Source organism: Furfurilactobacillus sp. WILCCON 0119 (assembly GCF_053471565.1).
The window spans coordinates 485,170-507,793 of sequence record NZ_JBPCCV010000001.1 but is presented as its reverse complement, the minus strand read 5'-3'; the positions used below and the strand labels follow the sequence as shown (position 1 = coordinate 507,793).

Sequence of the window (22,624 nt, the reverse complement as noted above, 5' to 3'; positions counted from 1 at the left end):
TGATAAAAAATAACGCCTGTTCATCAATTTTTGCATTGATGAACGGGCGTTATTTTGTTGCGACCGTTAGGCATATAACAGAACAGAAAAGTACATTAAAATGGAACCTAGCATAACGAAAAGGTGCCAAATGACGTGGCCAAACGGGACCTGGCGGAAGCTGTAGATAACCGCACCGACCGTAAAGGCAATTCCGCCCCAGACAAGGAGCCAAAAGCCGGTCGTTCCAAGCCCGTGATACAACTGTGGAAAGGCAAACAGGCACATCCACCCCATAATCACATAAATAACCGTGGAAACGATGTTAAAGCGGCCAAGCCAGATTGATTTATAAACGATCCCGGCAATCGCCATCGCCCAGATGACGCCAAGAATGGTCCAGCCACGGCCCCCCTGAATGACAAGGAGACAGTACGGCGTGTAGGTTCCGGCGATCAGTAGGTAAATGGCACTATGGTCGAAAACTTGGAAGACATGTTTGGCCCGGGTGAAGACCAGCGCATGAAATAGGGTTGACGATAAATAAAATAGGATTAAAATACTCCCATAAATGCTAAACGTCACCACACGTAATGCGGAGCCCGAGTGAACGGCCTGAACAATTAAAATAACCAGGCCGGCCACAGCAAGGCCAAAACCGATACCGTGAGTGATGGCATTGAATACCTCATTAACAATGGTGTACGTTCGTGAACGGGTTGGTTCCATAAAAGCAACTCCTCTAAATAAAGTATTAAATTGCCGGGATAAAATTAGTAAAGAACCAGTGTCCCGGTGAAATTAGCGTTATAATTTGGTATACTTGTAACACTAATTGGTTCATGGTCTACATTGTAGCACGATGTTTTACGACGTGGGCCACATCTTAGAAAGCGTGGGATTACTTGTTATGCCTAATGTAAAAATTGTGACTGATTCATCAGCTGGGCTAACGGAGGATGAGATCAAGCAACATAATATCGCCATTGTCCCATTGTCAGTGATGATTGACGGGACCGTCTACGTTGAGCGGGAAACCATCACCAAAGAAGAATTCATGACGAAAATGAGTGCTGCTGAATCGCTCCCCAAGACGAGTCAGCCGCCACTTGGGAAGTTTGTTGATCTGTTCGACGAACTTGGCAAAGACGGTTCAAAAGTTGTTAGTATCAACATGATGAAGTCAATTTCCGGAACGGTTGAGGCGGCCCGGCAGGCAGCTCAAATGAGTAGTGCGGATGTTACCGTTGTTGATTCACAAACAACAGATCGCGGCTTGGCATTTCAGGTTCTTGCAGCGGCAAAACTGGCCGAAACGGGCGCGTCTGTGGACGAGATCGTTGCTGAGACGATCAAGGTTCGGGACCACTCACGGCTGTTCATGGGGGTTATCAAGTTAGATAACCTTGTGGCTGGTGGCCGAATCAGCCGTGCGGTTGGCTTGGTGTCAAACTTACTGAACATCAAGATCGGTTTAGAAGTGATTAACGGTGAGATTGAAGTGACCACTAAGGGTCGCGGCATGAAGACCATTAGTAAATTTTTGGACAACGCTTATGCAGAAATGCAAAAGGCCGGTCACATCGTTAGTGTCGGGGTTGCTCATGCGGGTGCCCCAGAAACGGCCGCAAAGATTGCCGCGCACGTTGAGGAGTTATTCCCTGACATCAAGGTCGTTGTGCTTCAGACGGTTCCAATTATCGCCACTCATGCTGGTGAAGGGGCTTTTGCCCTCATGTACTACACAGATTAGTTAACGAATACGTGAACCATCAGGGTTGAGACAGCAGCCCGGTAGTGCTGGATAACGGCCTAGCGGACAGCGTGTCTCACCTTTTTTAGTAGGGAAAGTAACGATTGACGGCATCCTCAGATGGACGGGGATGAGGGAGGATTAATGAATTTGTTTCGACGAATTGGTGCGCCGTGGCTGGCGGTTATCGTGTTATTCACGGTGCTTGGCATCTTGTATCAGCAAGCCAGTGCTGTTCAAGCACCAGCAGTGTCACAACCGCAGCCGATGCAAAGTGCACCAAGTAAAAAGACGCAACCTAAGACCAGTAAAAGAATTACGTTAGTTGCGTTGGGCGATTCCCTCACGGAAGGAATCGGGGACCAACGCAAACAGGGGGGCTATGTTGGTCAGATCAAGACCCAGCTCACCAAAAAGGCGGATGTCGATGCCACGACCTATAATTACGGTAAGGCTGGCGACCGGTCTGATCAGATCCAGGCGCGGTTAACAAAGTCGGCAACGATGCAAAACCGCATCAAGCATGCTAACGTGATCGTAATGACGGTTGGCGGTAATGATTTAATGCAAGGCCTGCAATCGGCAACCATTAGCGGTGAAAGTAGCGTTCCGGCAATGAACCAGGTTGTGAAACGGACCCAACAAGGCTACGCAACAAAATTGCAAAGCTTGTTAACGCAGGTTCGCCAACTAAACCCCAAGGCACCAATTTTTCTGTTTGGGATCTATAATCCGGTGTACGTTTACTTTGCAAACATTACGCAACTGAACACGTACATTCAGAGCTTTAACCAAACCACCCAGACAGCGGCCGCCAGTTACAAACAGTTGTACTTTATGAACATTAATGAAACCTTGTCATATGGGCAGTACAACACCGTTAAAAAGCGCTCGGCACTTGCGGCAAAGGACGCGGCCGCCAATGAAAATACCACGTTTGACGGGAAGGCCATTGAAAAGTCACTGGTCAGTGGGTCGACGGGGGAATTAAATGATTACCTCTCACCGGCGGATCATTTTCACCCAAATTATTCAGGGTATACAAAAATGACGGATATTCTATATAAAACAATGCGCCAACACGATGGTTGGTTATCCTAGTTAGTGCACGGAGGGAAGATCATTATGGCAGATTCACAAACACGAACAACGGCAAAACCACGGCGGCCGAAAAATGGTTGGAAGATTGTGGCATTGAGCCTCATTGGCCTGCTCGTTGCAGTGGGACTTTGGGTGGGAATTGAGGCGACGCAGCCCGTTGATCAACCAGTTGCGGCCACCAAAAAGGCCGCAGCCTCTAACGCAACGTTTCAGGTTCAACTTAATACGAAGCAAGTGAACGCGTTAGCTGACTACTACATTAATCAAACAAAGCATAATGAGTACAATTATAAATTTGTGATCAACAAAAACGCGATGCTGTACGGCACCACTAAGTTTTTAGGGGCGAACATTACGTATGGACTCATCATGGAACCGAGCGTTACCAAGGACGGCAACATCAAGCTTCGTGCCACGCGAATGGCAGTGGGCCGCCTACAGCTTCCGGTTCACTTCGTCATGACCTTCGTGGCAAAGAATTACAAATTTCCAAAGGGAATCAGTGCGGATGCAAAGACAGACACGGTTTTGATCGACCTCAGTAAGGTTGGGTCGAAACGGTCACTTAATTTACAGGCGGAAACACTGGATGTTAACAGCGGGACCTACGTCTTTAAAGCGGGGATTCCACAAGCGCAGTTTGATAAAGAAGTAAAGTAACGAAAAGATAAGGAGAAGCACATGCGACGGAGTTTCTATCAATTCCTCATGACCCAACGTAATTCCGACAGTTATGACCCGGTCGCGCAGTTTGCCAATAACGCCTTTCTGGACCAGGCGTTTCCAAAGCAGGCCGAGAATTTTGATGATGTGTCCAGTTACCTTGAACTAAACGCCCGTTATTTACCAAGTATGGATGTTTTTGATGACGCATGGCATTTATATTTAGACTCGGAAGCTTAATTCCAAATAAAGAGTGGTTCACTGATTGTTATCGGTGAACCACTCTTTTTGTTTGGTAGCCGTATAGTTCCGGCTGAATTTGCCCGATTTTAGTTAGCATTTGGTTGAAATGCGTCACTTCATCGTCAGAAAATGCGTCAAGAATGTTCGCAACTTGCGTCAACAACTGTTGATCGAGGTGCCGATGGAGATCAGCGACCTGCTGGCCAAGTGGCGTCAGCCGAACGAGAAAATCCTTTTTATTATCTGGTTTCTGATATTTTTCTAGGAGTGTGGCCGTTGTAAAACGGGTGATAATGCGGGAAATGGTGGGCTGGGAGAGGGCTGTTAATGCGGGAAGGGCCTTGATATGAATCTCCTGGGCACGATCAATTTCTGCAATGACCCGAAAATCCTGCGTTGTTAATTGGCGAATGGCAGCCAGGAGTTCAGGTTGTGCTTCTGCCTGTTGCTCAAGCCACTGTTTTTCGAGATCGGCATTTCCATCCTGGGTCAGCAGACGGTTGATTTGCGCCATTGTTTGTTGTGCTTGGTTTTGGTTAGTCATGGAAATCTCCTTTTTTAATTCTCGTGAATAGATATTGCAAACGGAAGATATCTGGATTATATTATAATATGTATTCACGTAAATAGAAATAGGGAGGGCTGTGATGACTCAAAAACCGTTACCGCGGTGGCAAATTTTAGTTTGTATGGGGTTAACGACGTTTATGGCAGATCTAGACGCCAGTATTGTCAACGTCGCGTTACCGCGAATCAATCAAGCGCTCGCAACAACCATGGAAATTTCAGAACTGATTATCTCGAGTTACCTCATTACAATTTGTGTTTTTTTATTGTTCTTTGGTAAGTTAGGCGATACCTTTGGAAAAGCCAATCTGTTTAAAATTGGGATGATTCTTTTTACACTGGGGTCACTTTTTTGTGGTCTTAGCACCACCATCACGTGGTTATTGGTGGCCCGGTTCGTTCAAGCGGTGGGCGCGGCCATGACCATGAGCACGAACAACGGCATTATTACTGAAATTTTTCCAACCAGTGAACGAGGCCAAGCCTTAGGGTGGATCGGGTCCTTTGTAGCACTGGGCATGATCACAGGCCCGGGAATCGGTGGGGTGTTACTAACCTTCTTTCCCTGGCAGGCCATTTTTTGGATCAACGTGCCCATTGGAATCGTGCTGACAATGTGGGGCTTCATCATCCTTCCAGTGGAACGTTCCCACCATAAAACGAAGCTTGACTGGCAAGGAATTCTGTTTAATGGGTTGAGTCTCACCGGCTTTTTTGGGTACATTTATGCGGGCCAGCAAGTGGGGTCCACAAACGGTTGGCTCGTGGTGATGCTTCTTGCCGCAATTATTTTGACGGTGGCATTTGTTTACCATGAGCAGCACATGGCGGCGCCACTCCTTGATTTTTCACTATTTTACCAAGTGGATTTCACCATTGGCATTATTACCGCAATCTTGATTTTTATTGCGAATAACTTTTACATGGTCTTAATGCCATTCTACCTTGAGAATGCTAAACTGATTGGAGTTTGTGTTAGTGGCCTGATCATGATGATGTTACCAGTGGTTCAGGTGATCGTTGCGCCAATTTCCGGGCGGTTAGCTGACCGCTTTGGAACAATTCAGGTCACCTTAGTGGTTGCGATGATTATTTTACTAGCTCAGCTTGGGTTGATTTGCTTAGGCCTTCATACGAGCTTAGCGATGATTGGCGCGATCGTCGCGCTTCTTGGCCTAGGCAATGCCATCTTTCAATCACCAAACAACTCGATGATTATGGGCGCTGTTATACCCACTGTTCTCGGGGTCGCCGGTAGCATCAACTCACTATCACGAAATCTCGGGATGGTGTTAGGCAATGCGTTAGCGACATCATTACTATTTATTAGCATGAGCCGGTCAGCTCATGCCACCGTGACTAACTTTGAGCCGCGGTATGTTAACTTTTTTATTACCGGACAACGACAAATTTATGGTTTCGGCACGGGGTTACTCGTTGTCGTTTTCGCTCTGATTGTCTGGCGCAAAACGTTAGAAAAGAAAGGAAATTAACCAATGATTACAATTGATATTATTTTAGGAAGTTCCCGACAAAGTTCACTTGGGAAAAATTTGTTCCATTATTTAGAAAGTCAAAAGGCAACGTACGAGGCTGAATTCGGCGTCCAGTTGAAGTTTTTGGAAGTCGGTAGCTATGAGCTTCCGTTCTTCTACGAAGACGAAGCGCCAATGAATAATAAAGATCGTCAGTTGCCAGCAAATCAACAGGCGTGGATCGATGATGTTAAGGCAGCACAGGGCTACATTTGGTTAACGCCAGAGTATAACCACTCATTTCCAGCGGTGTTAAAAAACGCCCTTGATTACTTGGCCCATGAAGCCCAGTACAAACCAGCCTTAGTTATGTCCTATTCAGATTCAGCTCGTGGTGGGCAGTTTGGTGGCGCGGACATCGTGCCAATTTTGACCCGGTTGGGGTTATACACGTTGCCACCACTGGTTGCCATTGGAAATGTGCAAAAAAACTTTGCAAGTGACGGGCAGTTTTTACCTGACGCACCGTCAAAAGATTTTTACGAAGCCAAACTTAAACGGACCATTCATAAGATTGCCTTTTACAGTGAACTCTTTGCAACACACCCGTTTGACGAAAACTAACGGGCACGAAACCGTGCTTTAGATAAGAAAACCATCGTAAAGCTGATCACTCAGCCGGCAGGCCGCCGGGTTGAGTCGTGGGCACATGATGGTTTTTATTGTTGTCTCGTTATTTTAAAAAGTTTAGCGTGATAGTTGACGATAACTAAACGATCGTTTAATATGCAGTTATGCGAAAAGTTGATGAACAAAAAAAGCAGTTAATTGAACAGGCGATCCTTGTGATCACTAAGGATGAGGGCATCCAAGGGCTATCGTTTAGCAAAATTGCGAAGTACGCCCACGTCAGTTCTGGGACACCCTATGTGTACTTCAAGGATAAGACCGACATGTTGTCGCAGATGTTCTTGAAAATCAAGCTCCTCTTTGATGATCGGCTCCAAGCTGACATTGAAAAAGGGAAGTCCATGCCGGAGAAAATTTACCAAGCCGTGACCCATTTTGCCAGAATGTACACGAACTACCCGTTGGAGGCCATCTTCATAACGGCAATTCGTGCCAACCCTGAGTTAGTCACAAAGACGGCCTTTGCAGAGGGAAATGCGTCTGCACAACCGCTTAATGACTTGTTCCAGCAGGCTGTTACTCAGCAATGTCTGGTGACAGATAACATTGAGGCTGCCACCGTCTTATTGTTTGGTCCGTTCATTATGCAAATTCAGGAACGACAGGCAGCGCACCAGGCGGTTGGTCTTGACGAATTGGAAGCGGTCATTCAACTATCCGTTGATGGATTGATCAAAAAGTAAGCCGGTAACGGCTTTCATTTTTGCTGTTTAACTAAACGATTGTTTAATAAAGGAAGGCTGAATGATGAAAGTAGCCATTTTTGGAGCGACGGGAAGCGTTGGGCACCATTTGATCGATGAGTCGGTACGCCAAGGGCATGAGGTCGTGGCTGTTAGCCGTCATGAACATCCGACTGAATCTCGTAAGGGTGTCTCATGGAAGCGCGTTGATTACGAGGATGTTATGAGCCTGGTCACAGCATTGGCAGGCAGTGACGCTGTGATCATTTCACTGGGCGATGACAACATTGTCACGCCGACCAAAAACATTACACTGGCGATGAAACAAACGGGGATGACCAGAGTAGAACTGTTGACAGGGTTTGGGACCAGCCCAGAAAGTCGAAAGCAACTGAGCCTTGGGATGCGTGCCGTTATGATGGCCATGCACCCAATATTACGGACAAAGGAAAAGCAGGATCACGTTGTCCGACATGCTGGTCTAGACTTTACGATCGTTCAACCACCAACCTTAACGAATGGCCTGGCGACTCACGCATACAGGTTCGGTGATTACGACAATAAGTCACTCACTGGCCACATTGCCCGAGCAGATTTAGCCGAATTTATGATCACAAACTTAACGAACCATCGGTACAGTCACGATTCAGTGTACATTCAAGACTAGGAGGTCATTCACATGACAAAGGAAGAAGCAACGTTAGCACCAGTAATGAAGTTTATCAACGAGGGGTTAAACCAAGGTAACGGTGACGTTATCGCCGAAGTGTGGGATGAAGATCTGCTGTGGGAGGGTGGCTCCCTTGGCACTGTTCACGGACTTAAAGCCTTTATGAGTGGTGGTGTTCAAGCGTTTAGTGACATGCACTTAACGATTCTGGACGTTACCGTTCATGGTGATGATGTTTGGGTTCAGTTTACAAATGAGGGTACTCAGGTTGGCGAATTCATGGGCTACCCAGCAACTAACAAGCACGCCAAGTGGAATGGCTTTGGTAAATACACGGTCAAAGGTGGGAAAATCATCCACGGCTGGTTCTCAGAAGACATTCTGGCGATGCTCAAACAACAAGGCCATATTGCTTAGTTAATGAAGAAAGGGAGATTATCATGATGACAAAGAAAACAGTTTTAATTACAGGTGCCTCAAGCGGTATGGGAGAAGCGGCAACCCTGTTGTTTGCAGATCAAGGATGGGAAGTTTACGCTGGTGCGCGCCGGGTTGAAAAAATTCCAACAGGAGCGGGGATTCATCCGGTTGCACTTGATGTAACGGACGCAGATTCACGGGCATCATTTGTCCGGGCCGCGCAGGCTCAGCCAACGCTTGACGTGTTAATCAACAATGCCGGTTACGGTGAGTATGGTCCCTTAGAAGAAGTGTCTTCAGAAAAGGCGCACCAACAGGTTGAAACCAATCTCTTTGGTGCCGCTGAATTAACGAAACTTGTCCTGCCAACCATGAGAAAGCAGCAATTTGGCCGGATCGTCAACATTTCGTCCATCGGTGGTGACATGTATTCGGCACTTGGTGGCTGGTATCACGTCACCAAGCATGCCCTAAACGTTTGGTCCGATGTCCTTGATATGGAAATTCGCCAGTTTGGGCTCCGTTCAGTAATCGTGGAACCCGGCGGCACACAGTCTGCTTGGGCAGACATTGCCATGGGGTCCATTAAAAAGAATGTCTCAGCAAACACACCCTACCAGGCGTTGATCAACGGAACGTTAGCGATGGTTGAAAGTGTCGGGAGCCATTCGTCAGCGACGTCCGCTGATCTAGCTAAGGTTTTTTACCGGGCTGCCACGGATGAACGTCCACATCGCCGGTACTACTACAGTTTTAGTGACCGGATGATGGCCCGTGTTGCCCGTGTTCACCCCGGACTGTACCACAACATTGTGATGCGGATGACCAGCCGGTCCATGAAGTAAGCCTAAAAAATAATGCGGTCTCGCTACCATGACAGATGGTAATGAGACCGCATTATTTTTAATTAAGTGAACTCATGTGGGTCCAAAGGTTAATGGTAGGGCTTATAATTCTAAGAATGCGCCTGCATTCACCATGTCATCAAAGAAACCGTCGACGGTTTCTGTCCGGTTCCAGTCACGTTGAAGTTCACACCCCAATTGCGCAATGCTGGTAAGCTGGGCACCAGCACTCACCATTCGTTGGAGACCGGCTTCGTGAGCAATGGTCGTTGTTCCACCGATTGAATCAGCGACGGGGAAGACATCATAACCTTCCTTTAACGCGTCTAACGTTGGAAAGGTGCAACAGGCTTCCGTCCACAGTGCTGCAATAATAATTTTATGGCGGCCGGTTGCGTGGATTGCTTCATAGACTTCGGCATCCTCCCACGCATTGATTGTTGTGCGATCGTAAGATTTTACGCCGGGAAGTAATGCCTTTAGTTGTGGGATGGTATCCTTGTTTCGTCCGGTCTTAACGTTGACCGTTGATAGAATTGTCGGAATTTTAAACGTATTGATGATTTTTTGAACGGCCACAATGTTTTGAACAAGTTTTGCATGATTCATTGAGTTGATTGAATTAACTTGGGTGGGTTGGTAATCGATTAATAAAAAGACACTGTCCTCGGGATTAAGTAACTCATCGTCATGGAAATTACGTTTTGGTTTACTGGTCATAATAAAAGCCTCCTCTTTCGATTTTACCTTTTGTTAGCGGTTCCACGTTCAGTATAGTCGAACGCGTTAATTATTCAACTATTTGTTAATTAATTCGATTGCTATGATTCACAAATGGCTTAATCTACTGGGATATGGGTGTTTACGAGCTTTTGTGTCAAAAGTACGAATCCTTCTCTTTAGAAAGAATTCCTCTTACAATAAGTGTGAACAATTAAAATGTTTACTTCTAGAATACCAAGGGGGTTTTATCATGAAAATTGCATTTATTGGTCTTGGCGATATGGGTTCACAAATGGTGCCTCATTTGATCAGTGATGATAACACCGTGGTCGTTTGGGATAAGGAGCCGGCAAAACGAACCCCATTTCTCAACCAGTCCGGGGTCACCGTTGCATCATCTTTGCAAGATGCCGTCAGTGAAGCTGAACTCGTTATTACTGCCGTTATGTTTTATGACGTTCTACCGCTGCATGTCGGTGATGACCTTCACCCTGGCATTGTGAAGTTTCTTCAACCAAACAGCATTTTGGTGATTACATCGACGCTGAATCCGGATAAAATCACGGCGATTAACGCCGCAATGCCTGCCGAAACATATCTTATTGACGCACCGATGAACGGGGGCGTTAGCTACGCACGTGACGGCACGCTGACGTTTATGGCCGGCGGTGACGCTAGTACAATTAAATTAATTACACCTATCTTAAACCGAATGGGTAAAACGCGGTTTGAAGGCCCTCTAGGGACTGGTGCGAAGTTAAAATTGGTTAGCAATGTTTTAATTATGGCTGCGGAAGCGGGGATTCGTGAATCGCTAGATTTAGCCGATGCCTATGAGATCGATTACCAAACCGTCATTGATCTATTAAAGGTTGGGCCAATGGCCGCAGTGGTCAACCGGGCGTTAAACGTGGATGATCCACGACCGTTGAAAGACTCTGTTCACGATGTGGACGAATTATTGGCTGCTGGCGAACCGCTCGTGCCACTTGACATCACACAGGCAGCACAAAAACGGCTATGGGCCGCTGTTAACGATGATCCACAGCAAGCGCGCTTTATTGATATCACAACAAAGGCAACAAAGCTCCCACAGTTTAGAACTGAACTTTAGGGCTTGGGTTGCCATGACCATGCTGGTCGTTTAAGAATTGACGACAGCATTATCAGAACAAAAATATCGTTGATTCCTGCCGATTTAATTGTCGGTAGGAATCAACGATATTTTTTGTAGGAAATTCGATCAACACGCTGTTTGATGCAGAAAACTTAAAACTGGGAACCTTGAAAGCATGAGGCCCTGTTTGTTTTTACGATTTAAACTGATGGCGTGCACCTAGCGCCAGGCAACGGTCATAACAGAATTTGGATGGGCATTCGTGACCGCCTCATCTAAGAGGGCAACCGCCATATCGGCGTAGCTAATTTGTGATTTATGCTGGTGGTCATACAATAACACATCGGTACCAACCTGATATTGCCCAGTAGCGGGGCCGGCTGGTAAGTAGTTCATTGGGGGCGCGACGTACGTCCAGTTAAGCCCTGGGGCAGTCTTCAAAACAGTGAGCGCTTTGAAGTGGGCTGCACTAGCCGGTTTCATGAGTAACGGAAGCTGATCGGCAACCGTTTTTGTTCGGAGATTGTCAGTAAATAGTGTTGCCCCAGAACCAACCACGATGAGTCTTGTCGAACGGTTTTCTAAAAGCGTTGCTAAGTGTTGATTGACGCGGGCATACAATGATTTTTTCCCAGACGCGAACGCACAAATCAAAACATCAAAATCGGAAACGTCGCTCGACGTTAACGCAAAGACGTCGCGAACAATGACGGGGACGGTCTTGTCAGCAAGTTTTGTGGGGTCGCGGATAATGGCCGTGACCGCCAGCTGGCGGTCATGGGCAACTTTTAAAAGGGCTTGACCAGTCTTGCCGGTGGCGCCAATAATGCCAATTTTCATATTCATTAACCTTCTCTTTATTTTTTTACAAGACCCAGCTCGATCAATCGATTAGCTGCATCAAGGACCGTTGTCTCAGGGGTGTGCTGGTACCAGTCAAGGTCAGCTTCTGCTGCGGCGGTTGTGTGGTGATACTGCCGATTCAACATCGGAACGAGGGAGCGGAGGCTTGGGATGAAGCGGGCCAGTAACCGGGTTGTCCAGTTAGGTAACTGGTGGGGATGAAGGTGCCGGGTAGGGAAGGCATCCTGGTAGAGGCGGGCCACTTCTAGCATCGTCAACGTCTGCGAGGATGCGATGTAACGTTTCCCAACGGCTCGCGGATTTTCAAATGCCAGCCGGTGTAACTGAGCTAAATCGCGAACATCACTGATTTCCAGAGGCACTTTTGGCAGTGTCCGCTGACCCTTGAGAAATTGGAGCAAGATGCGATTTGAACTTAAATTAGTTGTGATGACCGGACCAAAAATGGCTCCGGGGAGAATGGTTGTTAACGCCAAGCCGTGTTGCTCAGCAAACGCCCATGCTGCTTGTTCGGCCTTAACCTTAGAAATTCGGTAGGGGTCAAGTTCTGGATTATTCAAATCCGTCCAAAAAGTTTCATCAAACGTTCCCGTCGCGTGACTATCTGGTGTAGCGGCGGCTTGTGAACTCGTCATCACAACCCGCTTAACGCCTGCATCATTGGCCGCCTGAAGAACGTTTAAAACGCCACTGGTCGCAACATGAACGAGTTCTTCCGTTGATTCAGTTCCGTTTCCCAGTGGTGACGCAACATGGATAACGCCGTCGGCCCCAGTCATCGCGGCCTGCCACCCATCTGGGCTGGTTAAGTCAGCTTTAAAGAAGGTCAAATGGGTCAGATCTTCTGGTTGAACGTAGTGACCGATTGCAGTTTTGATGGCGTCTGCCTTTGTTAATGATCGCAGGCTGGCCGCCACCGCGTAGTGATGATTCAGTAATTCAGCAACGACCCAGGTGGCAACGAATCCTGAACCGCCAGAAACAACAATTTTTTTCATGATTAAATAGCCTCGATTTTTTAAATTAGACAGATAATACAATTTATTGTCTAAAATGTAAAGCCATGGTAAAATTTATTTTGAAGATGAGGTGGAAAATAGTGATTGATCAACGAGAACTAACCATTAAATTGAATCACGTAATTTTGATTGAAGGCTTTCAAAAATTGTCGATGAGCCGTTTAGCGGCCGCTGTGGACGTTAGCCGGGCCACGTTATATCTATACTTTAAGAACAAGGATGACATCGTTCAGGCCGTCGTGGCACGCCATTTTCAGTTTTTAACGGAAAATCCGGTGCCGAAGCAGTTCACAACGGCCTCCTTTTTATCCGTTTGGCTTAATTCGATCCTGTTGATGGGTTCAACCACCGACTCGTTTATGACCGATCTGCAACGGGGGTATCCAGAGCTGGCGCAGCAACTCAATGCGGCCTACCGCGATTACTTTGAACAATTGGCGGCCTACGTTACCCGAGGTCAAACGGTAGGAGCTGTTGTGCCCACGTATTCCCCTGGTTTTGTTATTTTTCAGGCGGATGCATTGGTTAAAACAATTTTACAGCAGGTAAGACTGCACCAACTATCACTAGATCAGGCTGAACGATATCTTGAAGACGGGTTATCACTTCAGTTACAGGGGCTGTTAACGCCTGAGGCGCAAGCACAAGTGGATGTTGCAACCATTAAGCCGTTTAAAGCCGTGATCTTGGCTGAATTTCGAGCAACCTATGCGTTGATTTCTTAAACCAATTGTTGTGGATCAAGGAGAATTCTTATGAATAAAAGTCGGGTGGAAGCCTTTATTGACGCGATTATTGCCATCGTTTTGACCGTTTTGATTTTAGAAATTAAGGTGCCAGAAGAGGCGAGTTTGACACTGCTTTTCAGTGAATGGCGGATGGCCTTTTCGTATTTAATGACGTTTATCTTAGTTATGTTTAGCTGGTACATTCAGCACCAAATGTTTATTTCAATCAAATAAATTAAGCTGGGGGGCTTTATCGGCATTTCGATTTGGTTGTTCGTTCTGTCATTTTTACCAGTAACAACGTCCTTTGTTGGCCGGTTTCCAGAATACTGGGGCGCAGAACTTGTTTACATTGCCGAAAATTTATTGTGGTTGTTGGCGGCCCAACTAATGTCTTATCTCATTCGGCGCGATAATCCGGCGGAAACAGATGTGGCTGGCTTTCAGGAACGGCAGGCAGGGCCTTTCATGGTGATTGCCAACGTTTGCTGGTGTGTTATTGCCATCACAGCGCTCACCGTGGTTCCTGAAATTGGGGTGTTGACCCCCATCGTAACGGTGTTGGTTCAGGTGGTGTCAAACAAGCTTGCTAATCGCCGAAACATGGTTTAGCGCCAAAGGATTTCTGATGAAAATATAAATCTCCTTAACAAATGTCACGACTCGATGGGTTGCGTTATGGCAAAGGTGTCAGCCCAAACCAGTTGGTTAAACGAGGGGGGCTTTCCAGAATAAAAACCGCAATTAGGTTGGTTGACTTCACCTAATTGCGGTTCCTCTATTTGGTTAATTCTTGTTCGAGTTGAAAATGTGCTAATTGGCGGATTAACGCTAATGGCAACGGCGTGCCATCTGGAATCTGCATGGCACCTTTGGTATGCGGATAAGCCGCGACTGCGTCTGAGAATGCGTTTAGCGCGGCAGGTGTTGGGTAAATGCCGATATGGTGTTTGAACGCGGCGAAGTGAATTAAGTTATGCCCCTGCCAATAGGTTGGCATGTTCCAACTTATTTTTTCCGTCGCGTCAGGTAGCACCGTTTTGATGGTTTCGTTAATTGCTTGCAAACGTGGTTGCTTATCCGGTTCAGCAGCACGGATATAGTCGTCAATAACAGTCATTTGAGCGCCTCCAATTCTTGATTACGCGGTTTGGTAAATTGAGCACAATCCCATTTGCATAATGCTGTAGGCCCGTTTAAAATGACCAAGGGACTTTGTTCCAGTGCTGGTTAATTTTACGGTGTGAGTGCTTAGTATGGCCAGGTAGTGTCATAAAATAATGATTACTGACGTGACGGTTAAATCACACTTAACTAAAAATGGCATTCACCTTGATGACAGCATCATAGCAAAGTGAGTAGTGAGACGCAATTTTATGATCAGTATGGTTACTGAAGTTTAGGTTCACCATCCGCATGTTGAACCATTAAAAAGCCGCTGTTGCTAAAAGAATCGCCTCGAATCAAAAAGAACTGTTAGTTAATTATGTTATTTTATATAGTGAGGTCTTCATTAAGCACTAGAAAGAGCTAGTTTTGAAAAAAGTTAGTCACAAGTTAAATGATAATAAAGGAGTTTATAAATGACAATTCAATGGTTCCCCGGACACATGGCGAAAGCCCTCCGGCAACTGCGCGAAAATTTAAAGGTGATCGACATTGTGTTTGAACTGGTTGACGCCCGAATTCCAGAAGCCTCACGGAATCCGGAATTAGCTGACGTCGTGGCCCAAAAGCCCAAGTTGCTGATTCTTGAAAAGAGCGATTTGGCTGACCCAAAAATGACGGCTGCCTGGTTACGGTATTACAGAGAACACGGTCAGGCCGCCATTGCGGTGGATGTTAACGACCGGAAATTAATTCCGAACCTTACTAAAGCGGCCCGTGAGGTTTTAAAAGAACAACAGGCCCGGGCAGCAGATAAAGGCATTCAGTCCCAAACGATTCGCGCTGTTGTGGCTGGGATTCCAAACGTTGGGAAGTCAACGCTGTTAAACCGCTTGGTGAACAAGAAGGTGGCGGTGACTGGCGATCGCCCTGGGGTCACAAAAAAGCAACAGTGGTTAAAGGCCGGAAATGACCTGCAACTGTTGGACACTCCTGGGGTTCTATGGCCGAAGTTTGAAGACCCACTGGTTGGTAAAAAGTTGGCCCTTACAGGAGCCATTAAGGATTCTTTGTTTGCAAAAGATGACGTGGCCCTCTTTGCCATCACCTTTTTACGTGAGCACGACCAGTTAAGTGATCTCGCGGAGCGGTATCATTTAACGGCAGATGAACTAGCTGGCAGCGATGTTGATTTATTGCTAGCGCTGACCAAGCGACTGGGCTTTAAGGACGACTACGAACGCGGGAGCGAACGGTTACTGCTGGACCTTCGAAAGGGCAAACTTGGGCGGCTAACGTTTGACTCACCAAGTGACTTAGAAGTAAGTGATCAAGATGACTGAACCCACGGTAAAGCGGCCGACGATTGCGGCGATCAAAGCCCAGTTAGCGGCGGTAACAGAGGCCAATGACCCATTGCTAACGGCGTTGGCAGATGATCCACGAAAAGGGGTCGTGACACTCTTAGAACGTACAAAACGTACGTTTGAACACGAGGCGGCGCGTGAAGCGGCCTTTGCAGAACGGTTACAACTGGAACAGGCCGCGTGGGCGCGCGGACAGGAGCACGTCGTTGGGATTGATGAAGTGGGCCGTGGGCCGCTGGCTGGTCCCGTGGTGACCTGTGCAATTGAATTACCACATGATTTCCATGTGCTGGGAGTCAATGACTCGAAGCAACTAACAGCGCAGGATCGCGAAAGGTTATACCCACAGATTCTGGCAGCGTGTGTGGGCGTGGGGATTGGGATCGCGTCACCAAAGCAGATTGATACCCTCAATATTTACCAAGCGACCCGGGTTGCCATGCGGGATGCGGTGTTGGCGTTACCACAACAACCCGACTTGCTATTGATCGATGCCATGCAAATTGATGTACCAATTGACCAGCAAAAGTTGATCAAAGGGGACGCTCGCTCCATCAGTATTGGGGCGGCTAGTATCGTCGCTAAAGTGTACCGGGATCATTTGATGACGATGTACGATCAGATTTATCCTGGGTATGGATTCCAACAAAACGACGGTTACGGCACCAAGGTTCATTTAACGGCGTTAGATGACCAGGGCGTGACCCCGATTCATCGGCGGTCGTTTAGCCCGGTGGCCAATCGCTTAGCTCAATCATAAATTAACCAAAAGTCGTCAATTTTTGACGGCTTTTTTTGATGATGACAAACATTTTAGCGCCGTTTTCCGTAGGTTTAGGTAAGAATCTAAGAAACAGGGGGTGTTACCTTGGGGGAACCGGTTATTGAACAAAACCGGCAGTTCTTGATTCGGCTATGTTTACTGGTGCAGAGTGGCATTGGCCTGGCAGGCCGCCGACAAGTGTGGGCCTATTTACAGACCCACCATGAGGAGTGCTTGACGCTTCAAAGCTTGTGTGAGATCGTAACCAGCTCGGCGGAACAACAGGATCAAATTATGAATCAGTGGCAGGGGCGGGCGTTAGCAGACCGGGTTCAGCACCATTTGCAAACCTGCAAGGTAACCACGATTCTGGATGACGATTACCCGCGTTATTTACGGGAACTCTACGCGGCACCACTGGTGTTGTTTAGCCGGGGGAACTGGCGGTTGGCCCAAACACCCGGGTTAGCGATTGTTGGTTCACGGAAGGCCAGCCCGTATGCCTACACGGTGCTTAATCAGTGGCTACCAACGTTAGTGAACCGCCAATTGCCGATTATTTCCGGCCTGGCCGCTGGTGTTGACGCGCTTAGCCACCAACAGGCGCTCATGAACCATGGTGCAACAGTTGCGGTGATTGGGACTGGCCTTGATGTGGCATATCCGGCGGCCAACCGGTCACTTCAACAACGGTTGACCCGTGAACAGTTAGTGATCAGTGAATATCCGCTCAAGACGCCACCCGCACGATTTCGCTTTCCTGAGCGAAACCGCATCATTGCCGGGCTTTCGCAGGCAATTCTTGTGGTGGAGGCCGCCGCTCGGTCAGGGAGTCTCATTACTGCCAACATTGGCCTCCAAGAAAATCGAACCATTCTTGCGGTTCCGGGACGAATCACGGATCCAATGTCTGCTGGGTGTAACGCCCTTATCGCTGCCGGCGCAGTTCCGGTAACGTGTGCAGCGGACGTTCTTTTGACGTTACAAAATGAACCTTAACAAGCGGTCAAAGCCGGTCGTTTTAACATAATATAGTAGAAAACTTTCAAATTAGTTGACAGGTCCCCGCCCCGTGCAGTATGGTGATTTAGATTTAACTGCTAATAATGGGTAGTTGAATGTAATCAAGTTTCCGTAACATTAAATCATTTGAAACAAGGGAGTGGCCTCATGGCGACGTCTAAAACCAAATCAAAGATCAAAAAAAATTTGGTCATTGTCGAATCACCATCAAAGGCGAAAACCATTGAAAAGTACCTTGGCCGGAACTACAAAGTGGTTGCCAGCAAGGGACATATTCGTGACTTACCGAAGTCACAAATGGGTGTCGACGTTGAAAATAATTATGAACCCCACTACATTTCCATTCGTGGTAAAGGGGATACCATTAAAGAACTTCGCAAGGATGCAAAAAACGCTAAGCGCGTGTACCTTGCATCTGACCCGGATCGTGAAGGGGAAGCCATTGCATGGCATTTATCCCACTTATTAAAGCTCGATCCAGATGAAAAGAACCGGGTGGTTTTTAACGAAATCACGAAGGACACGGTTAAAAATGCGTTTAAACAACCACGGGACATTGACATGGACCTGGTGGATGCTCAACAAGCCCGCCGAATTTTAGACCGGTTGGTGGGGTATTCTATCTCACCGATCCTGTGGAAGAAAGTTAAAAAGGGCCTGTCTGCCGGACGGGTTCAGAGTATCGCGCTTGCCTTGATCATCAAGCGGGAGCAGGAAATTAAAGACTTTAAACCCGTTGAATACTGGTCGATCGATTCAGAATTTAGCAAGGGACGGAGTAAATTTGCTGCGAGCTTCTACGGCACCCATGGTAAAAAGATGGGCCTTGCAAACGTCGATGAAGTTCAAGATGTGTTAAAGCAGATTGATCAAAAAAAGCCGTTTACGATTACCGATGTTGTTCGGAAAGAACGGCGGCGGATGCCGCAACCACCGTTTACAACGTCCACGATGCAACAGGTTGCCAACCGGCAGCTGAATTACCGGACACGGAAGACGATGATGGCTGCTCAACAGTTGTATGAAGGAATCAACATTGGTAAGGGTGGTAGTGTTGGGCTGATTACTTATATGCGGACTGACTCCACCCGGATCGCCCACGTAGCTAAGCAAGAAGCCTCCGCCTTCATTCATGAAAAGTACGGGGCTGAATACGCTGCGGTTAAACCGGTTAAGGGCAAGCTACCAGAAGGGGCCCAGGATGCCCATGAAGCAGTTCGGCCAACCAGTGTGAACCGAACGCCTGCTGACATGAAGGAATTTTTGACAAATGATCAATTCCGGCTCTACCAGCTGATTTGGAACCGGTTTGTGGCCTCACAAATGACGGCTGAAGTGTCTGATACGATGACGGTGACCATTGATCAAAATGATGTTCAGTTCCGTGCAAATGGTTCAAAAACAAAGTTTGCTGGATTCACCAAGGTTTATAAAGGGGCTGCTGAAAAGGACAACGTGTTGCCTGATTTAGCAGTCGATGATGCGGTTAAGATGACCAAAAATGACCCACAACAGCACTTTACACAGCCACCGGCACGTTATTCAGAAGCTAATTTGATTCATGCACTGGAAGAAAATGGTGTCGGTCGTCCATCCACGTATGCGCCAACGTTAGACACCATTCAACGACGGAACTACGTGAAGTTAGACGCCCGGCGGTTTGTCCCGACGGAACTCGGTGAGATCGTGAATAACGTTATCGTCGACTTTTTCCCAGACATTGAAGACGTGGAGTTCACGGCTGACTTAGAAAAACGGTTGGACGGGATCGAAAAGGGCTCTGAAGCCTGGGTAAAGGTTGTTGATGAGTTCTTTAAGCCCTTCTCAACGGAAGTTAAAAAAGCCGAAGAGAACATGGAGAAAATCAAGATCAAGGACGAACCAGCTGGTTTTGATTGTGATATCTGTGGGGCACCCATGGTGGTTAAAATGGGCCGCTACGGTAAGTTCTTTGCTTGTTCCCGGTTCCCTGATTGTCGGAACACGAAGGCCATCGTGAAGGAAATTGGCGTTGTTTGTCCGAAGTGTCATAAAGGGCAGATCATTGAACGGAAGTCAAAACGCAACCGGTTATTCTACGGTTGTTCCCGGTTCCCTGACTGTGACTTTGTGTCATGGGATAAGCCAATTGGCCGTGATTGTCCTAAGGATGGTCACTTCTTGGTTGAAAAGAAGGTCAAGGGTGGCAAACAGGTCGTTTGTCCAAACGGTGATTACGAAGAAGCCGTTCAAAAGTAAGTTATCTTTAAATACAGTCACCATTTCTGGGAGCACACCAGAATTGGTGGCTGTTTTCTTTAAATAAGGCTGACAGCCTGCCTGTGATGGCCTACAATGAGACATGATCATTAAACTTTTAGTCAAAAGAAAACGAGGTTATTCAGCATGGAATCTACGCCCACTGTTAATGTGATTGGCGCCGGGTTAGCCGGGAGTGAAGCGGCTTATCACATCGCCAAAATGGGGGTCAACGTTCGTTTATACGAAATGCGGCCCACAAAACTAACACCAGCTCATGAAACCGGTAATTTTGCAGAACTTGTCTGCACAAACTCACTGCGTGCCAATCAGATCAGCAACGCTGCTGGTTTGCTAAAGGAAGAAATGCGGCGCATGGACAGTATCGTGATTCGTTCCGCTGACGCAAACGCGGTTCCAGCTGGCGGCGCCTTAGCCGTTGATCGGACACCATTTGCCGAACAAATCACGGCTGAATTGACCGCCTTGCCAAACGTTGAAGTGATTTCAGGTGAAGTGACTGCCATTCCTGATGGCATCACGGTGGTCGCCACGGGGCCCTTGACCGCGGGACCGTTAGCTGACGCTGTTAAGGCCTTTACCGCAGAAGATGATTTACATTTCTTCGACGCCGCTGCGCCAATTTTAAATAAGGATTCACTGGACATGGAGAAGGTTTACCTGAAGTCACGTTACGACAAGGGTGAGGCCTCCTACCTCAACGCACCAATGAACGAAACCGAATACAACGCGTTTTATGACGCCTTAATTCATGCTGAAACGGCGGACGTGCACGATTTTGAAGATAGCGATGTCTTTGAAGGGTGTATGCCAGTGGAAGTGATGGCCAAACGGGGCCGACAAACACTTTTATACGGGCCACTGAAGCCAGTCGGTTTAGATGACCCCCGGACTGGCAAACGGCCATTTGCGGTTGTTCAGTTACGGCAGGACAATGCGGCCGGGAACCTGTATAACATCGTTGGTTTCCAAACGCATTTAAAATGGGGCGAACAAAAGCGCGTGTTCCGCATGATTCCCGGATTAGAAAAGGCGACGTTTGTTCGTTACGGGGTGATGCACCGGAATTCATTCCTGAAATCACCGAAGTTACTGGACGCAACGTACCAGACAAAGAGCCGGAAAACCTTGTTCTTTGCTGGCCAGATGACAGGGGTCGAAGGGTACATTGAAAGTGCCGCTTCCGGGATTCTTGCCGGGATCAATGCGGCCCGCGTGGCGCTAAATGAACAGCCAGCGGTCTTTCCAAAGACGACCATGGTTGGTGCCATGGCAAATTACATTACGACGGCTGATCCAGACCATTTCCAACCAATGAATGCAAACTTTGGGATTGTTCCTGGTTTAGACCACCGGATTCGTGATAAACGTGAACGTAATACTGCCGTTGCACTTCGCGCACTGGGGGCACTGGATGAATTTTTGCCAACGTTAGCGATCACGCCCGTTGCAACTGACACGGTACTGACACCAACACCAGCTGAATAAATCCGGCAACCGGTTTCAATAAAATTGAACAACGCTTGTCAAGCCTCCGCTAATTTGCTAACGTAGCAGTTAACGGGGGTTTTTATGATGTCAGAACAACCACAGTTAACCGCGTCACCAGATGCTGATAAATGGGTCCGTTTATTTTTGGAATATCTCCAGGTTGAACGGCGGTACTCCGATAAAACCATTACGGCGTATCGTGAAGATCTCGCAGAATTTGTGGCATTTTTAGTGGCGAATGGCGGCTTCACGTCGTTTAAAGCCATTGATCACTTAGATGTGCGCGTGTACCTCAGTCACTTGTATGACGCACACTATGCCCGGGCCTCCACTGCCCGAAAGGTGTCCTCATTGCGGTCGTTTTATAACTTCCTGGTCAAAAATGATTTAGTGACTGATAATCCGTTTGTGTACGTGAATTTAAAACGACACGCGGAACGCTTGCCACGGTTTTTTTATGACAAGGAAATTGATGAACTCTTAACAACGGCTAGTGGCGATGGACATAAACCACTTCAGTATCGTGATCGTGCGCTGCTGGAGATGCTGTATGCAACCGGGATGCGGGTATCTGAATGCGCCGGGTTGACCTATCACGATATTGATCGCGAAACCCACATGATTCTCGTCCATGGGAAGGGTGATAAAGAACGTTACGTCCCTTATGGACACTACGCTGCTGACGCACTGCTTGCCTACGAGGAGCAGTGCCGAACGCCCCTAATGGCCAAGTACCATCAGAACCATGATTCAGTGTTTATAAACCGCATGGGGGCACCACTGACCAGTGCAGGGATCGAGTATGCGCTAAATCAAGTGATGAAGAAAAGTTCACTCACCGGCTCAATTCATCCGCACATGCTCCGTCATTCGTTTGCGACACAACTATTGAATGGTGGTGCGGATTTGCGGACGGTTCAAGAACTGTTGGGGCACAGTAGTCTCTCCACCACTCAGATTTACACGCACGTTACAAAGGAAAAACTCCAGGAAAGCTACCGCGATTTCTTTCCACGAGCAGTGGATCATGGCCACCAAGGACCCACCGATTCAGACAGTTAATTTTGGGAGGAA

Annotated in this window: 26 protein-coding genes; 20 read left to right on the top strand and 6 right to left on the bottom strand. The window is 47.5% G+C overall.

Features of this window, described 5'->3' with window-relative positions; genetic code table 11:
* Window positions 1-66 precede the first annotated feature (66 nt).
* Entirely contained in the window at window positions 67-708 is a 642-nt protein-coding gene (trhA, locus tag ACRYI5_RS02685; RefSeq protein ID WP_448224184.1) for a PAQR family membrane homeostasis protein TrhA, read from the bottom strand.
* A 181-nt stretch (window positions 709-889) separates the two neighbouring features.
* On the opposite strand from trhA, the gene ACRYI5_RS02680 reads away from it, so the two are divergent.
* The 4 genes from ACRYI5_RS02680 to ACRYI5_RS02665 all read left to right on the top strand — a co-directional run bounded on the left by ACRYI5_RS02680 (window position 890) and on the right by ACRYI5_RS02665 (window position 3,736).
* Window positions 890-1,732, top strand: a complete 843-nt coding sequence (locus tag ACRYI5_RS02680) for a DegV family protein (RefSeq protein WP_407880411.1) — start codon at window positions 890-892, stop codon at window positions 1,730-1,732.
* Between the two features lie 144 nt (window positions 1,733-1,876).
* Window positions 1,877-2,833, top strand: a complete 957-nt coding sequence (locus tag ACRYI5_RS02675) for an SGNH/GDSL hydrolase family protein (protein ID WP_448224183.1) — start codon at window positions 1,877-1,879, stop codon at window positions 2,831-2,833.
* 24 nt (window positions 2,834-2,857) lie between these two features.
* Window positions 2,858-3,493: a YpmS family protein gene (locus tag ACRYI5_RS02670; RefSeq protein ID WP_407880413.1), complete on the top strand. Its 636-nt coding sequence runs from the start codon at window positions 2,858-2,860 to the stop codon at window positions 3,491-3,493.
* A 21-nt stretch (window positions 3,494-3,514) separates the two neighbouring features.
* Window positions 3,515-3,736 (top strand): YozE family protein, encoded by a 222-nt coding sequence (locus ACRYI5_RS02665; protein ID WP_407880414.1) that lies wholly within the window; start codon window positions 3,515-3,517, stop codon window positions 3,734-3,736.
* Window positions 3,737-3,764: 28 nt separating this feature from the next.
* Here the strand turns inward: ACRYI5_RS02665 and ACRYI5_RS02660 are convergent, their stop codons facing one another.
* Window positions 3,765-4,283, bottom strand: a complete 519-nt coding sequence (locus ACRYI5_RS02660; protein WP_448224182.1) for a MarR family winged helix-turn-helix transcriptional regulator — start codon at window positions 4,281-4,283, stop codon at window positions 3,765-3,767.
* Window positions 4,284-4,386: 103 nt separating this feature from the next.
* Here ACRYI5_RS02660 and ACRYI5_RS02655 point away from each other — a divergent pair, with 103 nt between their 5' ends.
* From ACRYI5_RS02655 to ACRYI5_RS02630, 6 genes are all read left to right on the top strand, one after another.
* Window positions 4,387-5,799 carry an MFS transporter gene (locus ACRYI5_RS02655; RefSeq protein ID WP_448224181.1) on the top strand — a complete coding sequence of 471 codons (1,413 nt, stop codon included), beginning with the start codon at window positions 4,387-4,389 and terminating at the stop codon, window positions 5,797-5,799.
* 3 nt (window positions 5,800-5,802) lie between these two features.
* Window positions 5,803-6,405 carry an NADPH-dependent FMN reductase gene (locus ACRYI5_RS02650; RefSeq protein WP_448224180.1) on the top strand — a complete coding sequence of 201 codons (603 nt, stop codon included), beginning with the start codon at window positions 5,803-5,805 and terminating at the stop codon, window positions 6,403-6,405.
* 170 nt (window positions 6,406-6,575) lie between these two features.
* Entirely contained in the window at window positions 6,576-7,154 is a 579-nt protein-coding gene (locus tag ACRYI5_RS02645) for a TetR/AcrR family transcriptional regulator (protein WP_448224179.1), read from the top strand.
* A gap of 61 nt (window positions 7,155-7,215) precedes the next feature.
* Window positions 7,216-7,821 carry an NAD(P)-dependent oxidoreductase gene (locus ACRYI5_RS02640; RefSeq protein WP_448224178.1) on the top strand — a complete coding sequence of 202 codons (606 nt, stop codon included), beginning with the start codon at window positions 7,216-7,218 and terminating at the stop codon, window positions 7,819-7,821.
* A gap of 12 nt (window positions 7,822-7,833) precedes the next feature.
* Window positions 7,834-8,241 carry an ester cyclase gene (locus tag ACRYI5_RS02635; RefSeq protein WP_448224177.1) on the top strand — a complete coding sequence of 136 codons (408 nt, stop codon included), beginning with the start codon at window positions 7,834-7,836 and terminating at the stop codon, window positions 8,239-8,241.
* A gap of 26 nt (window positions 8,242-8,267) precedes the next feature.
* Window positions 8,268-9,089 carry an SDR family NAD(P)-dependent oxidoreductase gene (locus ACRYI5_RS02630; protein WP_448224303.1) on the top strand — a complete coding sequence of 274 codons (822 nt, stop codon included), beginning with the start codon at window positions 8,268-8,270 and terminating at the stop codon, window positions 9,087-9,089.
* Window positions 9,090-9,191: 102 nt separating this feature from the next.
* Here the strand turns inward: ACRYI5_RS02630 and ACRYI5_RS02625 are convergent, their stop codons facing one another.
* Window positions 9,192-9,809, bottom strand: coding sequence for an isochorismatase family protein (locus ACRYI5_RS02625; protein ID WP_448224176.1), 618 nt, complete (start codon window positions 9,807-9,809; stop codon window positions 9,192-9,194).
* A 253-nt stretch (window positions 9,810-10,062) separates the two neighbouring features.
* Here ACRYI5_RS02625 and ACRYI5_RS02620 point away from each other — a divergent pair, with 253 nt between their 5' ends.
* Complete coding sequence (locus tag ACRYI5_RS02620) at window positions 10,063-10,926, top strand: NAD(P)-dependent oxidoreductase (RefSeq protein ID WP_448224175.1); 864 nt, start codon at window positions 10,063-10,065, stop codon at window positions 10,924-10,926.
* Between the two features lie 222 nt (window positions 10,927-11,148).
* Here ACRYI5_RS02620 and ACRYI5_RS02615 read toward each other — a convergent pair whose 3' ends face one another.
* The gene (locus ACRYI5_RS02615; RefSeq protein ID WP_407880427.1) at window positions 11,149-11,769 is read right to left on the bottom strand and encodes an NAD(P)-dependent oxidoreductase; all 621 of its coding nucleotides are present in this window, start codon (window positions 11,767-11,769) and stop codon (window positions 11,149-11,151) included.
* A 17-nt stretch (window positions 11,770-11,786) separates the two neighbouring features.
* Window positions 11,787-12,791 carry an NAD-dependent epimerase/dehydratase family protein gene (locus ACRYI5_RS02610; protein ID WP_407880429.1) on the bottom strand — a complete coding sequence of 335 codons (1,005 nt, stop codon included), beginning with the start codon at window positions 12,789-12,791 and terminating at the stop codon, window positions 11,787-11,789.
* 101 nt (window positions 12,792-12,892) lie between these two features.
* Between ACRYI5_RS02610 and ACRYI5_RS02605 the strand changes: the two genes are divergently transcribed.
* From ACRYI5_RS02605 to ACRYI5_RS02595, 3 genes are read left to right on the top strand one after another with little or no spacing between them, the layout of a single operon-like run.
* Window positions 12,893-13,537: a TetR/AcrR family transcriptional regulator gene (locus ACRYI5_RS02605; RefSeq protein WP_448224174.1), complete on the top strand. Its 645-nt coding sequence runs from the start codon at window positions 12,893-12,895 to the stop codon at window positions 13,535-13,537.
* Between the two features lie 30 nt (window positions 13,538-13,567).
* Window positions 13,568-13,774, top strand: coding sequence for a TMEM175 family protein (locus ACRYI5_RS02600; protein ID WP_448224173.1), 207 nt, complete (start codon window positions 13,568-13,570; stop codon window positions 13,772-13,774).
* 36 nt (window positions 13,775-13,810) lie between these two features.
* Window positions 13,811-14,152 carry a hypothetical protein gene (locus ACRYI5_RS02595; RefSeq protein WP_448224172.1) on the top strand — a complete coding sequence of 114 codons (342 nt, stop codon included), beginning with the start codon at window positions 13,811-13,813 and terminating at the stop codon, window positions 14,150-14,152.
* Between the two features lie 166 nt (window positions 14,153-14,318).
* Here ACRYI5_RS02595 and ACRYI5_RS02590 read toward each other — a convergent pair whose 3' ends face one another.
* On the bottom strand, window positions 14,319-14,660 hold the full coding sequence (locus ACRYI5_RS02590) for an iron chaperone (protein ID WP_407880435.1): 342 nt from the start codon (window positions 14,658-14,660) through the stop codon (window positions 14,319-14,321).
* 463 nt (window positions 14,661-15,123) lie between these two features.
* Here ACRYI5_RS02590 and ylqF point away from each other — a divergent pair, with 463 nt between their 5' ends.
* The 6 genes from ylqF to xerC all read left to right on the top strand — a co-directional run bounded on the left by ylqF (window position 15,124) and on the right by xerC (window position 22,612).
* A complete protein-coding gene (gene ylqF, locus ACRYI5_RS02585) occupies window positions 15,124-15,990 on the top strand; it encodes a ribosome biogenesis GTPase YlqF (protein ID WP_448224171.1) in 867 nt (288 codons plus the stop codon).
* On the top strand, window positions 15,983-16,774 hold the full coding sequence (locus tag ACRYI5_RS02580) for a ribonuclease HII (protein ID WP_448224170.1): 792 nt from the start codon (window positions 15,983-15,985) through the stop codon (window positions 16,772-16,774). Before ylqF ends, ACRYI5_RS02580 begins: the two co-directional genes overlap by 8 nt.
* Before the next feature lie 108 nt (window positions 16,775-16,882).
* A complete protein-coding gene (dprA, locus tag ACRYI5_RS02575; RefSeq protein ID WP_448224169.1) occupies window positions 16,883-17,776 on the top strand; it encodes a DNA-processing protein DprA in 894 nt (297 codons plus the stop codon).
* A 171-nt stretch (window positions 17,777-17,947) separates the two neighbouring features.
* The gene (topA, locus tag ACRYI5_RS02570; protein WP_448224168.1) at window positions 17,948-20,038 is read left to right on the top strand and encodes a type I DNA topoisomerase; all 2,091 of its coding nucleotides are present in this window, start codon (window positions 17,948-17,950) and stop codon (window positions 20,036-20,038) included.
* 147 nt (window positions 20,039-20,185) lie between these two features.
* Window positions 20,186-21,547, top strand: coding sequence for a methylenetetrahydrofolate--tRNA-(uracil(54)-C(5))-methyltransferase (FADH(2)-oxidizing) TrmFO (gene trmFO, locus ACRYI5_RS02565; protein ID WP_448224167.1), 1,362 nt, complete (start codon window positions 20,186-20,188; stop codon window positions 21,545-21,547).
* Window positions 21,548-21,634: 87 nt separating this feature from the next.
* Window positions 21,635-22,612 (top strand): tyrosine recombinase XerC, encoded by a 978-nt coding sequence (xerC, locus tag ACRYI5_RS02560; RefSeq protein WP_448224166.1) that lies wholly within the window; start codon window positions 21,635-21,637, stop codon window positions 22,610-22,612.
* The last annotated feature ends 12 nt before the right edge of the window (window positions 22,613-22,624 follow it).